This window comes from Paenibacillus sp. PL2-23 (genome assembly GCF_040834005.1).
Lineage (GTDB): Bacteria > Bacillota > Bacilli > Paenibacillales > Paenibacillaceae > Pristimantibacillus.
Genome location: NZ_CP162129.1, coordinates 854,560 through 870,912, shown reverse-complemented (window position 1 = coordinate 870,912; position 16,353 = coordinate 854,560). Strand labels below are relative to the sequence as shown.

At 49.6% G+C, this 16,353-nt stretch carries 10 protein-coding genes; 1 reads left to right on the top strand and 9 read right to left on the bottom strand.

Features of this window, described 5'->3' with window-relative positions; translation table 11 throughout:
• Window positions 1-115: 115 nt before the first annotated feature.
• The 8 genes from AB1S56_RS03765 to AB1S56_RS03730 form a co-directional block, all read right to left on the bottom strand.
• Window positions 116-667, bottom strand: a complete 552-nt coding sequence (locus AB1S56_RS03765; protein WP_340870793.1) for an S-layer homology domain-containing protein — start codon at window positions 665-667, stop codon at window positions 116-118.
• An 81-nt stretch (window positions 668-748) separates the two neighbouring features.
• Complete coding sequence (locus tag AB1S56_RS03760; RefSeq protein WP_340870794.1) at window positions 749-1,630, bottom strand: pirin family protein; 882 nt, start codon at window positions 1,628-1,630, stop codon at window positions 749-751.
• Window positions 1,631-1,796: 166 nt separating this feature from the next.
• Window positions 1,797-3,902, bottom strand: a complete 2,106-nt coding sequence (locus AB1S56_RS03755) for a pectate lyase (RefSeq protein ID WP_340870795.1) — start codon at window positions 3,900-3,902, stop codon at window positions 1,797-1,799.
• 342 nt (window positions 3,903-4,244) lie between these two features.
• Window positions 4,245-9,167, bottom strand: a complete 4,923-nt coding sequence (locus tag AB1S56_RS03750; RefSeq protein WP_340870796.1) for an S-layer homology domain-containing protein — start codon at window positions 9,165-9,167, stop codon at window positions 4,245-4,247.
• Window positions 9,168-9,548: 381 nt separating this feature from the next.
• Window positions 9,549-9,758 carry a cold-shock protein gene (locus AB1S56_RS03745; RefSeq protein WP_340870797.1) on the bottom strand — a complete coding sequence of 70 codons (210 nt, stop codon included), beginning with the start codon at window positions 9,756-9,758 and terminating at the stop codon, window positions 9,549-9,551.
• Between the two features lie 74 nt (window positions 9,759-9,832).
• A complete protein-coding gene (locus AB1S56_RS03740; RefSeq protein WP_340870798.1) occupies window positions 9,833-10,033 on the bottom strand; it encodes a cold-shock protein in 201 nt (66 codons plus the stop codon).
• A gap of 254 nt (window positions 10,034-10,287) precedes the next feature.
• Complete coding sequence (locus AB1S56_RS03735) at window positions 10,288-11,349, bottom strand: Gfo/Idh/MocA family oxidoreductase (RefSeq protein ID WP_340870799.1); 1,062 nt, start codon at window positions 11,347-11,349, stop codon at window positions 10,288-10,290.
• Window positions 11,350-12,120, bottom strand: coding sequence for a sugar phosphate isomerase/epimerase (locus tag AB1S56_RS03730; RefSeq protein WP_340870801.1), 771 nt, complete (start codon window positions 12,118-12,120; stop codon window positions 11,350-11,352).
• 142 nt (window positions 12,121-12,262) lie between these two features.
• Here AB1S56_RS03730 and AB1S56_RS03725 point away from each other — a divergent pair, with 142 nt between their 5' ends.
• The gene (locus AB1S56_RS03725) at window positions 12,263-13,078 is read left to right on the top strand and encodes an AraC family transcriptional regulator (protein WP_340870803.1); all 816 of its coding nucleotides are present in this window, start codon (window positions 12,263-12,265) and stop codon (window positions 13,076-13,078) included.
• A gap of 183 nt (window positions 13,079-13,261) precedes the next feature.
• On the opposite strand, the gene AB1S56_RS03720 is transcribed toward AB1S56_RS03725, so the two are convergent.
• The gene (locus AB1S56_RS03720; protein WP_340870804.1) at window positions 13,262-16,051 is read right to left on the bottom strand and encodes an AAA domain-containing protein; all 2,790 of its coding nucleotides are present in this window, start codon (window positions 16,049-16,051) and stop codon (window positions 13,262-13,264) included.
• Between the last annotated feature and the right edge of the window lie 302 nt (window positions 16,052-16,353).

Genomic DNA, 16,353 nt, shown 5'->3' with positions numbered 1-16,353 from the left:
TTTATTAACAGCTTGTCAGAGGGATGTGGAGAATATGTAAAAATAAGTGATGATTGGCAGAACAACACAAAGACCCGGCCTGTTATAGCTTGGCCGGGTCCTCCTATTACACTCTTTATGGCGCTGGTGTTGGCGTTGCCGTTGGCGCTGTCGTCTCCTCAGGCGAAGCTGTCGGTGTTGGCGATGCTTCCTCTGTTGGAGCCGGAGTTGGCGTTGGGTCTGGCTCAGCAGGGGCGTTGAAGTAGCCCTTCTGGGCCATTGTATTCAATATTTTGATCACCTCTGCCCGGGTTAACGCCTTGTTCGGCTTGAAGCTGCCATCGGGGTAGCCCTCTACGAGTCCCTCGCTGGAGCCCCATTGAATATGGCTCGTATACCAGTCACCCTCCGCTACGTCGGAGAAACGGCTGTCCTCCATCTCTTCCGTCGTATCCGTAGTGCCCGTCGTATCCGTCGTGCCGTTCATATCCGTTGTGTCGGTCATTTCGTTCTGATTGAAGGACCTGTATCTGCCGGAATTGTTCTGGTACGATTTCATGCCGACGTTCTCATTCTGATCATTATTGTTGTTATTATTGCCGTAGTTGTTGTTGTCATTCATGCCGCAGCCCGAGAATAAGGCTGCCGAAAGCGCGACAATCGCCACCGGTATCCCGATCTTCTTCAAGCGTAATCCCTCCTTTGTTGTGACGAGCTTATATTTCGTCAAGGAGGGCTTTTTTAGCCCGATCAGATTTCGGCAATTCGCTTAAAAATTCGCGTCGCCCATTTTGCCTGCCTTGAAGTCGGCATAAGCTTGAATCACTTCCTCACGGGTGTTCATAACGAACGGACCATATTGGAACACAGGCTCGTCAATGGGCTCTCCTCCCAGCACGAGCACTAGCGTATCATCATCCAAGCCTTCAATACGGATAACACCTTCCGAATGATCGAACAGAATGAACGAGCCTTCGTCGACCTCGCGTTCCCCATTAATCCGGGCGTTGCCTCTTAGCACGATCGCGCTGGCATTGTACGAGGCGGGCAGCTCGAACTCCGCAATGCCTCCCTTATTGAAGTCGATATCGAACAGATGAATCGGCGTGAACGTTTCCGCTGGACCGCGTACACCGTTGTAATCGCCTGCGATGACACGAACTTCACCGCCGCCGTCTGGCAGCGAGGCGCGCCCCATTGACGCTTTGGGCAGCTCCTGGTATCTGGGTGGATGCATCTTGTGCTCGCGAGGCAGGTTCACCCACAGTTGGACAAAATGGAATCGGCCGCCGCGTCTGGAAAATTCGCGTTCATGGTATTCCTTATGAAGCAAGCCGGAGCCTGCTGTCATCCATTGCACATCACCAGGGCCGACAATACCGTGGTTCCCTTGATTGTCGTGATGCTCTACATAACCCTCGTATGCGATCGACACCGTCTCGAAGCCGCGATGAGGATGCGCTCCTACACCTCTGGACACCTCGCTTGGGGTAATGTCGAACGGCGCATTATAATCAAGCAGAAGGAAAGGACTGATGCGTTCCCCAAGCTCGTTGCCGTTAGGGAAATAATTGGATACCCGGAAGCCATCTCCAACCATATGGAATGGAGCGCCTCGACGAATGCTGTCCATATTACGGAAGGTTGTCATGTTGGATCTCTCCTTTGTTATCTTTATATTATATATCTTAAATTAAAGATAAATGATTTCAAAGCTGTTGTCAACCCCCTCCCCCTCGCTCCTCCTTCCGGCAATTCACAAATTGAAGGAGGCCCCTGTGTAGGCGGCCTCCCCCTGATCAACGATGGTATACTTGTTATTCCACCTTCATATAAAACAAATTCGTTACTTGATCCTTGGCAATGGTATGCGAGCCTGGAGCAAGTGCAACGGTTACGATTCCGTTCGTCATGGGGTAGCTTGCTCCATCAACTTTCACAGTTGTGCCGTCTGGCGAATTCAATACAAGCGTCAATGTTGAAGCCTTTGTCGTTGTGAATGTGATGGACGTTGAGCTTTCCATCTTCAGGCACTGTGTCAAGGTAAGGCCGTTATAATGCACGGTTCCCTTGGAGCTGGACAGATTGCCTTGAATGTTGAAGAAGGAGCTTGTAGTCCCGCTCGTTGTAAAATTATGAACTTGGGCCCCTGCCGGCGGCGCCGTCGGAGTCGGCGTCGGAGCCGCTGTAGGCGTTGGAGTAGCCGTAGGCGTTGCTGTTGGCGCTGGCGTCGGGGTAGGGCTTGGCGCTGTGGTTGGCGTTGGTGTCGGCGTGCCGCCCGAGCCGCTGGAGTTGCCTCCTACGGATACCAGCTTGGAGGAATATCCCGTAATAGCAGACATCAGGCCCGTATTCACCGCATATGACGGATCATCAACCGCATCATTGAACGTCCAGGCAAAGTCTCCGCCGCCCAGGCGTCCCGCTTCACTCGACACGACCTGCTCCACGGTGCTGACGCTATCCACATCCGATGTGCTGACTCCTATATCCACGCTTGTATCGAAGTTATTATAAGCGGTTCCGCCCTTCAAGGCCTTATAGGAGCTTGGCACGGTTTCGTTCCGCGACGATGCGAGATACGCATCGAACGAGGTCGCGTGGGCCGGCGCTGTGCCAGCGTTGGAGTTGGCATAGATCACACTGTCCGCGTCAACAATGATGTTGTTGAAGGCCTTGATCATTCCGCCGTTCTCCCCCGAGAACGTCCCTTCTCCCAGCGCGTCCGTGCCCTGCAGCGAAATCATCATGGGATATTTGGTATGTCGGAAGTAATTGGATTCTACAAACGCCGAACCTCCGGAGGTCATGCCAACGCCATATTTGGACACGCCATCGTAGAAGTTGTTGTAAATGTGCACAGAGCCTGTGCGAATCCGCGGATTGCGGGAATCCGTATGATCGAACCAGTTGTGATGGAAGGTGACGTAGAAATTCGACGACTCGCTTAGGCCAACCAACGAAGCCTTGCCGGAGTCCCAGTAATGATTATGAGAAATCGTAATATAAGTAGAGCCCTTCTTCAGATCGGTAGAACCGTCGCCCTTGGCCTGATCGGCATCTCCGCCTGCCTTGCCATAGAAGATATCATTGTTATGAATCCAGACATTAGCATTGCCTGTGTCCATAGATATGCCGTCATCAGGGAACAGCATCCAGCCCAAATTCCGCACCTCCAGATTGCCCGCATAACGAACAAGGAGTCCCCATCCATACGCATACGCGTCCTTCCCGATGCCTTCAATAGTGGTATGCAAAGCGGAATAATTGCTTTTGCCCTTCACCTGCAGATACCCGCTGCTATTAAGCTGCCCGCTCATATCGCTCGCTGTTACTTTGCCGATGATGCGGATCGCAAGCGGCGTCTGATCGTAGCCCTTCTGCCGCAGCTCCAGAATCTCGCCAATACCAACACCCGTCGTTATAGCGCCAGAGCTGCTTGTTTTCACTCCTAACGTCACCGTCTTGGCCGTAGCAGAAGTGACATACAGCACCTGAGCGCCGTTCTTCAGCGTTCCGTTGTCGTTATAGGCTCCGGAGCCCGTGCCGAACAACGAGCTGGACGAAAACGCAAAGCCCGACCGGTCATACGCCGATACCGATAGCGCGCCGGTAACGGAGCTTACGGCTGAACCTCCTGACAGCCTCGCCTCCACCTTGAGCACATAGCTGCCTGCTGCCAGGCCAACTGCGTCAGCCCTCCAGTAGGATGGATATTTCCGAATGAGCTCTGTATCAATCTGCTTATATTGAGAGTCCGGAGCGCCAGCCGGCTTCACGTAGACATTATAGCCTTGGGCGTTGCTTACAGGCGACCATTCCACATAAGCGGTCTCGTTCCAGCCGCCGCTGCTGGTAATCGCCACACTGGAGGCATAAGCCTTCATATTAGGCAGTCCATTCGTTATCAATGCGAGTGTCATAGAGAACAGCAACACCATACTTGTGACAAGCATAACTCTCTTCTTCAGATAAATTCCTCCCTCAATAGGATGGTCCCCGCTTTATTTTTGAAACCGCTTGCAATACGTTGCTTTCATCATCACCTCCACTTTTCATCATCGTGCTCATGCTGTCGAGGCTGCTTCTGCAGCATGATAATACCAGCTATGTAAGCGGTTCCGAAACAATCATTTGATAAGAGGCTATGGGATGCCCGCTTCCATAAGCGATTCTGAGCTAATGATTATCGGACAAATAGGATGATACGAGCAACAGCCTCCCAGCAGACGCCCGGGAGGCTGTTGATTCACCTTATACTTGGCTTACCATTCTAGACCGAGATCAAGCACCTTGTTCAGCATTCGCATAATAATCGTCACAGATTGATCGCGGTTCGCATGAGCATCCGGCGCAAACGTTCCGTCCCCATGACCATTCACGATGCCTGCCTGGCTAAGCTGCTTGATATGGCCCGCAGCCCAATGGCCGCCTACATCAGAGAAGCTCGCTGTACCTTCAACCGCGCTCATGCTTAATACACGAGCCAGAATCGTCGCCATCTCTGCGCGAGTAATCTCTTGATCAGGCTGGAATGCGCCATCGCCTTTACCGTTCACAACACCTGCGCGCCGCAGGGCTCGAATATAAGCATCCGCCCAGTGTCCTGCCGTATCGGAGAACGCGTCGGATTCCCCAGTCTTGTCTATCCCTAACGCGCGCACCATCATCGTTGCGAATTCCGCTCTCGTTACCGCCTTCGCGCCTTGAAACTCACCACCAGGCTTGCCTTCTACAAAGCCAAGCTGCGAAGCGTATCCGACAGCCTTGGCCGCCCAATGCTGCTGTGGCACATCGGAGAATGCGACGGGAGCATTACCTTGCAGCGCCTCCTGCAGCTTCTCCTTGAGCTGCTTCGCATTCACGATGGCGCTGTTCAATGCCGGCTTCTCCGGAGTTGGCGTCGGCTCCTCGCCGCCGGTCTCCGTCCCCTCATCCTTCGGTGTACCAGGAATAATCGGATACACCGGAGGCGGTGTAGATATATCTACCGTATAATAGATGTTCGGCACCGGAAGCTCCATACTTAGGACTTCATCGCGAATGTCTTCACCCAGATAGAAGCTCAGCTGCCCCGGCTGGTTATACATCGAGTTCTGCAGGTTGGCGGCCAGACGATACTGTGGATCATGCATAAGCGTATAGATGACATAGTCCGTTGGAATATCAGTCGTATAGATTCTCAGCGCCGCATTGTCGCTCGTGCGCACCAGAATCTCATCTCGCCAGTCTCCGAACAGATCGGCAATCAGGCTGGGATTGGCTTTGGTGCCGTTGTTGGAATAGGTGCCCGTTAACGTCTGAAGCGTCTCCAGCTCGCTTTGCCCCGTGGCCGTGTCATAACGAAACTTCGTAATGGATGGCGGGTCGTCAACCGCAAGATTATTGGGTCCATCAAAAAACTCGCTTAACAAATCTCCGTCCCAATACAGTGTAAAGTTGACAGGCGCCTTGTTCACAACGCCAATGCCTCCCACTTCCGTTGTAATGACCTCGCCGCTCATGATGTTGTACATAGGCGTCTCAATCGCCCACACCTCAAAGCCCGGCAATGGCGTAATATTCGCTGCTACGCCGCGCCCGACATCACCGATGTTCGCCGCATAGGTCCACACTGACTCCCCTGTGGATCCGCGATGCAAGGTGACATTGTTCGGAGGACCGTGCTCATGCGGGGTGAACACATAAATTTCATCGCTGCCTGGAACCATGGCGCCTACGTGCAGCGCATCGCCGTGGCCCGCGGAGACGGTCCCTCTCGTCCCGTTCGCGCTCCACAGGATCGAGCCGTCTTGGTCCAGCACGATAGAGCCCAGCACCATTTCATGATACCCGTCAAAGTCCACATCCGCTGCCTTCAGATTATGATTGCCTTGATTGCTGCCAGCGTTCCAATCCGCCAGCTTGAACGTCCAGACCTCCACCAGCTCGCCGTCAATCAACTGATAGGCCCCTACAAAGTGCGGACCATAATGGCCGCGCACCTCAACGATCGTAGGGTAAGGCTCTGCGCCAAACTCGCCATTCTTCGGCATATAGGCTACCGCTCCGTTGAAGCGGTCGCTGCGGTTGTTGTTGTTGTCTCCCCAATTCGGGGTAATGTTGTACGGTGCAAAATAATCCGCCGTATCCAGCGCTTCGCCTGTCTCGCCATCAAATACCGTAATCGTCTCCGGACCTGACGCCACCCTGCCAAGCGCCGTATTGTTGACCTGATTCTCGTTGGCCGGATTCTGCAGACCGCCTACCCATACGGCATCAGGGTTGCCAAGCACCCATGCCGGACTGTCTGCCAGGTCATCAATGGTGCCATCCTGCTTCGGCAGATAACCTCTTGTTCCGTCAGCAGTCTTCACTGTAAACTCCGCTCGTCCATCCTGATCCAGATCATAGAAGTTGAACGCGCTGTGATGTGCGCTGGATACGATATTAATCCCCAGATTGATTCGCCAGAGCAGCTTGCCCTCCAGCGTATACAAGTCGAATATCGTCTCACCGGTATGCCTATTCGCAAGGCCAGGGTCCTGCGCTTGGGAAGGATACCACTTCACCAGCACCTCATACTGTCCATCCCCGTTAACGTCACCAACGGACATGTCGTTGGCGGTGTACGTTATAGCCTCTGCTTGGGAGGCTGCCCCGTAAGCAAGCGCAGGGTTAGGACGATCCGCCGGCCTCTGCAGCGGAATATCGATATAATTATGGGCCCATGCCACAGCAGGCTTACTCATTGCGCCGGTGCCGACCGTCTCCACCCTGTAGACATCTCCTGCTTCTCCATCCGCGTCTACATAATGAAGCAAAGCAACCGGCGCTGGGTTTATCCGTATGCCATTGCGGTAGATATGGAAGGTTAATCCTTGATTATATTCGGAAGCGAGCAGACGCCAGGTGACGAGCATGCCTTGACCGCCATTCTCCGGAACGGCGACCACTCCCCTGTCCAGCCACTCCATGGAGATCGGCTCGGATGTCGCTTTATTTTTCGGACGATTCTCGATATACAGCTTCGCCTTGACGCCCATTCGGTTAACCGCAACGTCTGGCACGTCCGTAAGCGTTCCTACATAGGAGAATACCCCCTGCTTATTGGGATCATAGAGCAGCTCTTCCGCTTCTGTAGACCATGGGACCTCGGTTAATTCCCAGGTTACGCCTACAGACTCTGTACCTCCGCCAGCCACCTTGACATCTACAGTTGCAGGCAGATTGAGCCCCTGCTCGTCAGCTACATCCCCGATATAGACCGTCTTGAACCAGCTCTGCTCGGTATTGCTGTCAGCTGTTGCCGGGCGCTCCGGGAGGAAGTCATACGGCAGCACCTCTGTGATCGTGTTCCAAGAAAGCGGCTTGGTGAAAAAATACAAATTGTCTATCCCGTTGTCTACGATGCCGATGTTATTCCCGCCCGCGCGCTCGCCGGTAATGACGAACGAGCTGAGCTGGCTGCCCTCGAAAGGAACCGTCACCACCGAAGGCTCCGCTGCGGCATTATCTCTCGGAACAAGGGAAACCGTAGCGTTCATCGTATCGAAATCGAATTCAATGCCCACCGTATACCATATATTTACCGCGTTATGAGTGAACGCATGATAACGATTGCTGCTCCAGAAATTAGCGGGGTCAGGCCCCGTCGGACCCGGCAATGCCCCTGAGAACGCACCGATCGTCCTTGCACCGTTGTAGGTGCCCGTTCTTAAGCTAAGCAGAACATTGGCCCCATCCTGGAAGCTAAGGTTGAACGTATTCTGCGCGGTTGTAACCGCTGGAACCTTCCAGTCCAAGTGAGCATAGACCTTGCTGCCAGATATCGCAAACGGCAAATCTCCCTTGCTGCCGCGATTGCCTGAGCCGGAGGCGTCAAATCGGAAGTAATGATTGATTCGAGGAGCGTCTTCCCTGGCCAAGGAATGATAGGAGCCTCCCGCGAATATCCAGAGCGGGGCTGCATCATCGCCGGCGAATGAGCTGCCGAACCGCTGCGTATACCCGTCCTCTAACAAAGCAGTAAACTCCGGAGCAGGCTCCGTAATTGGCGGAACATAACTAACGTTGATCTGCACGCTGTCAACAATGGCAGCGTTCATATTGGATACGGCCGTAAGAACAGCCTGGCCTGCGCCTGCGCCGGTCACTGTCACGGTGTTATCCGGGTTCACCGTAATGGCTGCAATGCTGGAGTCGCTGATGGACCATGTGAACGTCCTGTCGGCTGCGTTGACAGGCATAACGACCGCGCTGAATGTGGCGGAATGCTTGTCCTCCAGCGAGCCCTCCCCATACTCCAGGTTAGCCGCGGAGGCTGGAGCTATTGTAATGGCATTCGCTCCAATAATCGGCTTCACGCCGCCGGAGGCTGCCGCCTTGAACAGGATGTTATCCACACGCATGCCATAGGTGCTTTCATCCCAGGTCACGTCCTGTACCGCGTTGAACCTGGCCCAGTTCTGACCGCTGGCGCGGCTCGCGCCAATGCTCATGCTGGTCAGCTTGTCAGAGCCAATCGCTATAGGCTGTGGCGCGGTGTATGACAGCAGATTGCCGTCAGTCACGCTGATCATCGCCTCTTGCGCCAGCAAATCGACCCGAATTGTCGCCGTCAGCTTGGTCAGGCGAGGGACGCCTGTCAGCGCAACTGTCGAAGCGCCTAAGGCAGGTGAGTTGTTAGCGGCCATATTGCCCGCATAATAAGAGATGGTGGCAGGTGAGTTCGTGCTCGTGCCGCCTCCAGCCGTTCGAAGCGTTATGACTTGATCCGCTCCGCTGTTCAGCCGAACATCCAGTGAATTGGCACTTGGGCGTGTTATGTCCACCCACCAGTCCAACATTACTTCAACCTGATCCTTCCCCGTGAGATCATATTCGCCGCTATCCAGCGGAAGCGTCCACCAGTAGCTGGCTTGCTTGGCCGTATTGGAATCGGTATCCGATGGAGGCTGCACCCGAAGCACCTTATTGGAGTCGAAATCCGTAACTGTAATAGAGCCAGAGCCAGTAACTGCCGGAGCTCCGGTTACGGTCCCGGCCAGCTCGCCATCCTCGAAATCCAATACCTCGCCTACCTGCGTCAGCGTCACAGGAGTGGCGCCACCGCCTTCCTCCGTCCCCCAGACTGCCGCGGGAGCAAGCATAAATGCCATTGATGCTGTGAGCAATACAGACACGTACCTCTTAAGCCTTCTCTTCATCCCTTCACTCCTCATCACAAAGCATTAAATTTCCAGCCCTGCCGAAGTATGCTCCTTCTTCAGTCCCCCTGGCTTGAAGCGCTTTCAAGTAAAGATAAAGCGCTTACCATTACACTTTCACCTCGCTCTTGTTGGGATCAATTCAACCGAATCTCGTTGTTTGCTCAGTGGCAAGGATTTGTCTGCATTGTAGTCCATCACCGATTTCACTGTAAATCATGGGTATTGATTGCGACGTTCACTTTTGATTCAATGAGCAAAAATGATAGGTGGAGCCCGTGAAACATGCGTTGCGCAAAAAAGTCCACAAGCGTGTTTGAAAAAAGAAAAACCGTCCACGGTGAACAGTACGTGGACGGTTTTTTCTTACGAGCATCTTGGTCAAGCTTTTCCTTTATTGCTGCTGCCCATAAGAATGGGCAGGTCTTTCATGCTGCTTGTCATTGGAGACTTACATTGTGAGCAAGACGGAATGTCCTCGAATGAATAATCGTTGCGCATCCAACCATTGCAGTCTTTATTCGTGCACGACCAGATCGCAGTCAATTCCATTGGCAAGTCTTCTAAAGGTCTCTTCCGAGAATAATACACACACGTAACCTCCCCTTATTCCTTTACAAATAAGAAAACCGCTCTTCACCTAAGTCAAGAGCGGTCAATGACGACTATAGCTTTACAACGTTTTCCGCTTGTGGACCGCGGTTACCTTGAACCACGTTGAATTCAACCCGTTGGCCTTCGTCCAGCGATTTGAAGCCTTCGCCAGTAATAGCGCTGAAGTGAACGAATACGTCGTTGCCGCCTTCAACCTCGATAAAACCAAAGCCCTTTTCTGCGTTAAACCATTTAACTGTTCCTGTTTGCATTGTAATTCCTCCGATTGGATATTATTAGCATATACTTCTAGAAAAAAAGCCCCATATCGAAAAAAGGCAGCATCGCAACCCTTTCCAATATGTGACTCAAAGTCCCATATACGATTCATTAATCATAACACAACGAGAAGGCAGTTACAAATGGATAAGTTTACTTCCCGCACAGCCCGCCATTATCGAACCTCCTGGAACTCGGAAACGACTAACGAGCGGTAAGTCTCATCCGCCTGCAGTAATTCCTACGTCTACAAACGAATCTCCTGGTTGGTACGAGCAGATTCATAGATTGCAGATAATATTTGGATCATATCTACCCCGTGCTCAGGCCTTATTGTTGGCTCCGCCCGGCCTTGCAGACAATCTACGAAATGCTTGATATTTTCCATATGCGGGTTCCCTAGGTTTGCATTTCGAGCGGCGGGCTTGATATCCACTAGCTGACCGGCCATTTCGGTAGTGATGGATAGCTGGTCATTCTTTACACATGCGCCGGCTTTTGTGCCTCGAAGTTCGATGAAATGCATTTCCTCAGCTACGTTGGAAGCCCAACTGAACTCAATCTGCAGTGTCGCTCCATTATCAAAACGGATAAAGCCAGTCGCCAGGTCCTCTACATCGAATACACCATTCTCCTGCTTATCACCAAAGGAGCTATGCACAGAATCGCTCATTTCATCATTTGCGAACTTCGTATAGGTGGCGCCGCTGACAGCAATCGGCTTTGGATTGCCCATGATCCACATCGCAAGATCAATATAATGGACACCTAAGTCGATTAACGGTCCTCCGCCAGAAAGCTCCTTTGTCGTGAACCATCCACCTTTTCCCGGAATCCCTCTTCGTCGCACCCAGCCGCAGCGCCCCGTATAAATCTCGCCCATCCGTCCCTCTTCCACATATCTCTTCAAAAATTGAGAGCTCCGCTTAAAACGATTATTGCGTATAACCATCAGCTGTTTGCCGCTGGCTGAAGCCGCGTCTGCCATCCTCCGAGCCTCCTCCGGATTCACAGCATCGGGTTTTTCGCATAAGACATGAATACCTGCTTGCAGCGCTTCAATCGCGATCGTTGAATGATAAAGATTCGGTGTGCAAATGTCTACAATATCAATATCTCCGTCTCGCAGCATTTCCTTATAGTCTGTATACACCCTCGACACGCCCAGACGTGCCGCCGTCTCACGCGCTCGGTCCTCCCTAATATCGCACACTGCTGTAATCTTAGCCTCGGGATGCTCCTGCCACGCTCCTTCATGCACAGCTTTAAAGATGCCGCCAACGCCAACCGCCGCTACTCCGTAAGTCATTTAGCATTCTCCTCTCAGCTTCAACAGTAGTCCTGACAAATGAGCGTAGCTTGTACGAATGCATGCCAGTGGGCTGGTTCGGCATTGATCCTGTTCTACGACATACCATTCCACCCCTGAAGCTTCACCCCAGCGAATGATGGGTTCGAAGTCGATACATCCCGTTCCTAGAGGCGCGAACGTCTGCTCTTCATCAGCCGTCATATCCTTCAAATGAAGGATCGGCATCCTGGCGGCATACTTCTTCATATATTCCAGCGGCTGAAAGCCGCCTTTTTGCAGCCAATAGACATCCAGCTCCGCAAGGATCCCATTGTCGTTTGACGGTTCCAGCAAATAAGACAGTGCTTCTTGTCCATGAATTAACGTTTGAAATTCAAATGCATGATTATGATAGCTGATTCGGATTCCATCCTGCTTCAGGCTTTTTGCAAGCGCATTCAACTGTTCCTTGACTTTTCTGTAGCCCTCTTCGTTCCGCAGCTCTGGCGGCAAGCTGGGTACAATCAAATCCTTTGTTCCGAACAAGCGCGCCTCGTTAACAAGTCGGCTAGTGTCCTCCCATAATTCATGCAAGCTGACGTGCAGGCCGGCAACTTGCAGATCACATTCCACTACGACCTCCTTCAGCAGCTCTGGAGCATATCCATGGTAGCCTGCAAATTGCACACCGGTATAACCGATTTGATGTATTTCCCGCAAGACTGCAGGGAAATCAGCCCTGCATTCCTCTCTCAGCGTAAATAATTGGACAGCAGCTTTAGCAGTCATGGCCTATCATTCCTTTCTTTTTTAATATGCTCAGTATAAATCGTACGACTATAGGCGTGAATAACCTATCATGTTATGATTGACTTATCTTGCAAAAATAATAGTTGCGGAAATTAGCAAGTGCAAGGAAGGAGTGACTTTAATGGACAACCATGGCTTAACGATTTTCACTTCCGGATATGCCTATCACTCCACCCCGTTCCATACTTATACCGAGCGAAGACAATCCGGTTTGCTGATTCGTTTACAGGTTCAGGGAGCATGCCAAGCGATATTAAACGGCCAAACATATTCTATTCAACCCGGTGATTTACTTTTCTCGAAAAAAGGCGATTCCTATCGCTTAATTATGGAAGAGACGATGACAGATGACGGGCTGGGGCTCGTGGACAGCGGAGATTACTTTATGTACGTCGAGGGAGATTGGATTGACGCCTGGTTCAATAGTCTTCAAGCTCCTTCTGTCATCCCCATCGAGATTACAGATGAGCTTCTTTCGTTGTGGAGAATGCTTATCTATGAGAAGCGAAACCTGCACGAGAATCATACAGAGATGATTGCTTATCTGGTGAAGCTGCTCTGTCTTACTATTGAGCGTCAATGGCGAAAAGGAAGCACAACTGTATCCGGAGGCGGCTATATTCCGTACAAGATCAAGCAATATATCGAACGGCATGCCACAGAGCCTTTATCGCTTAAGAACATTGCGCAGAAATATGGCATTAGCGTATCGACCGCCTCCCACTTGTTCAAGGAGACGTTCGGCCAGACACCCATACGATATGCTGTCGATATCAGACTCTCGATCGCTTCCGAGCGAATACTTTACAGCAACTTGAATTTGGAGGACATTGCGCATTCTGCCGGGTTCCAGAGCTACCCCTATTTCTGCAGAGCATTCAAAGCACATTTCAACATGAGCCCCAGCGAATTCCGCAAGCAGAAGCGAGATTGGTGAGGTCACTGGTATTGGATGATTAACAAGCAGCTGTGATTATGAATTATCCCTGCAGTAAAATGAAAAAACCCGACCTGATCAGGTCGGGTTTCTCATGTTTGGTGGGGGCGAACCGTGGCTGTGCAAAACCACAATCCGCCGGAATATGATGTTGAGATTGTTTGGAGAAATTGCCTAACCGATTCAAATTGACTCCATCTTCAGTGACAGATGTTTATCCAGCAGCACTTTGAGCTTAGCTTCCTCTCCACTTCCTGTTGTCGGAAAACGGTGCAAATCAACACCATATTTTTCAAAAATCTTTTCTTTCTTCTTATCTCTTTCTAGTTGCTTCGGATTATTTTCATGGAAAGCAAATCCATCCACTTCGATGGCAAGAGCCGGAGAATTATCAAATTTATAATAGATAACAAAATCAACGGATGCCCGATGCTGCACGAACCTCTTCTCATCTGCTTCCAGCATGTTTAGATCAGGAAATAAATTCAAAAGCAACACCTGATTGGCTAACCGGAAATCTTTATAGCGAGAATCTTTTAAAATCGTATCTAATAAAGCATGCATAATGTTCTCGCTTTTATGCCTTGAGCTTTGAAATTGCCCGACTTTTACCCGAAAATCCCTGAGCTTGTCCGAGTAATCTCGGTACAGTAAGTCAAAGATTGAGATAATTTCGCTTTCCACAACATTGGGATCCAACGTACTATACTCCATATATCTCATTAAATCGCTGATTTCATTTCCGTATTTTCTGAAAGATTTTCGGTCCGTTACTAAAATAAACTGTTTCTGGGCACGGGACACGGCCACATTGATCTTACAAGGATCGTTAACAAATTTCATTCCTATTTTTCCTGATCGAGTCTGGTCCAGCACTGTAGACATAATCATAGTCGGTTTCTCACGACCTTGGTATTTATGAATAGTATCGCTTTCTGCCAGCCCCTCAAATTTCTTAGAGGCCTTATCGGCCTGATGACGATAGGGTGTGACTACTCCTATATCCGTATGGTTCGCAGCAACCTCACTCACCATTCCTTTAAGAATTTCCTGCTCAATCACATCCAATTCCCTCTGATTAAACTTTCCCATTCTTCCATCTCTCATATGATTACCATCTACCGTTCCATAAATCAATAGCGGGGTGTCCGTCTCAGTCTTATGTGTAAATACGATTAGTTCCCCGTTGTAATACTTTTTATTACAAAATTCAATAATTTGCGGGTGGCAACGGTAATGCTCCCTTAGCATCACTTTAGGAATAGAATCGCCATATAGTGAGAGCAATGAAGAAAGGATATTATGTTGAAAATAATTGTAAGAATCATTAAGCCCATCGAAAAGCTCCCGTTCCACTAACTCCTCGATCTTTTCCGAAATTTGCGGCAATTGCTTAGTATCACCAACAATAATCGCCCGTCTACAGCATGATAAGGCCAAAGCTCCCGTTAACAAGTCAACTTGGGAGGACTCGTCAATAATGCAATAATCGAATAAATAATTAGCTGGAACACTATTGCGCAAGGAGTGAGTCGTACTTAACACTATTGGATATTGCTCCATAAAAGGTCGAAAATGCTTCCTGTTCTTATACGATTTCTCATCACACGTCAACTGTTGACGATTATGATATTTTTCATATAATTTATGTCGAAAAAGTTCAGTCGAATATCTCTGGTGCTCATCCATTAAATGCTGGTAGGAATGAGCATTTAATTCACGCTCGATAGTATCGATTTGCGAGTTCAGACTCACTACTTTGAGAATATAAAATTGACGCTGGTAATTCAGCATTACGTCATGTCCCTGATTCTTCAATAACTTAAAACGAGTAAAACCGTGCTTGAAGAACAGCTTAAATTTGTATAAAAGGTTATTATCGGTCCCCAACTCCACTGCTAGGAAGCTATCTTTCATGAATTCCAAAATTCGCTCAGGCGTCTGCCGGTAAAAGGACAGTTTACTTAGCTGTTGTACATCCTTCTGGGCATAAAAATGCTCAAAATGCTCCTGCTCCAAAAGATACTCCGCCAGCTTTTGCTTGAGAACTGCCCTTTCACGGTCCAATTCCATTAAGCGGCGTATGCTGTTGTCCAAACTTTCCAGTTTATTTTTGATTTCTACCACTGGTTGATCAGATCGCCAATCCGAAACATCCCATGCTGGAGGGTTTCGGAAGAAGTGTTCTTTATTCTCCTGATTTCCCAAACCGGCGACAAAGAAGTCGTATCCTTCCCGCTCAAGCTTCTCCCGGACATTCGCTACTGCTGCATTATTTCCCGAAACTACGGCTACGGTCTTACCCTGCATTACAGTTAAATTGGCCAATATGTTCAAAATTGTCTGCGTTTTACCTGTTCCTGGCGGTCCTTCAATAATACTGATAGTATTTTGCAAGGCTTGATGGAGCGCATTCTTCTGACTGAGATTGTACCGAAACGGAAATATGCAGCTAGAATCAACCCCATTGGTTCCTTGAATAGGAGTAGCGTTAAGATAATGACTCAATACGCTATCGGGGTGAATAAAAGTTAGCTTGGTGAATTCTCTAGTCAAAAAAGCTTTCTTATCCCCTTGCCCATCTTCATTCTTTACATGCTTCGAAATATCCCGCAAATATTCCATGATGGCTTTAGCTTTCGTGTATCGGATGCCACAACTTTTAATCTGAATACGTTCGCTTTCATAGGAGCGATTAGTCCCATTTGCAAAATGTACCCTTATTCTAAAACCGAAATCACGTATTTGCATTACATTGGAAAAAGGATACCCATCACAAAAAACCTCCATCCCTTCCGCTACCTCGATGACTTTGGGATGCTCCAAAATAACTACATCTGCAGAATTGTAGTTATAATCTTGTAAGGAGTTACTATAAAAAATTCTAACCTTTGATTGTATATATTCATATGAAATAACATTCTCAGTCTTGTCTATACCTCGAATCATAATTAGATATCTTTCTACATCCATTATAAACCTCTATATTATATTAGGATAATTAGTAATATAGTAAAATTCCATAGAACTCCAAGCAATTCCTGCTAGGAATAGAATCCGGGTTGTAGAATTGGAGATCCATCTGACGAAATCGTGGGTATTGGGGGATATCTGACTTCTCAATATGACCGTATTGAACCTCTGTCCATCATTAACCGTTGTGGTTTTGTTTGGACAAGGGTTCATTTTTCCGAACCGTGGCTGTGCAAAACCACAATCCGCCGGAGTGTTATGATAGACTTGAGACTTGAGACTTGAGACTTCATGATGCCAAA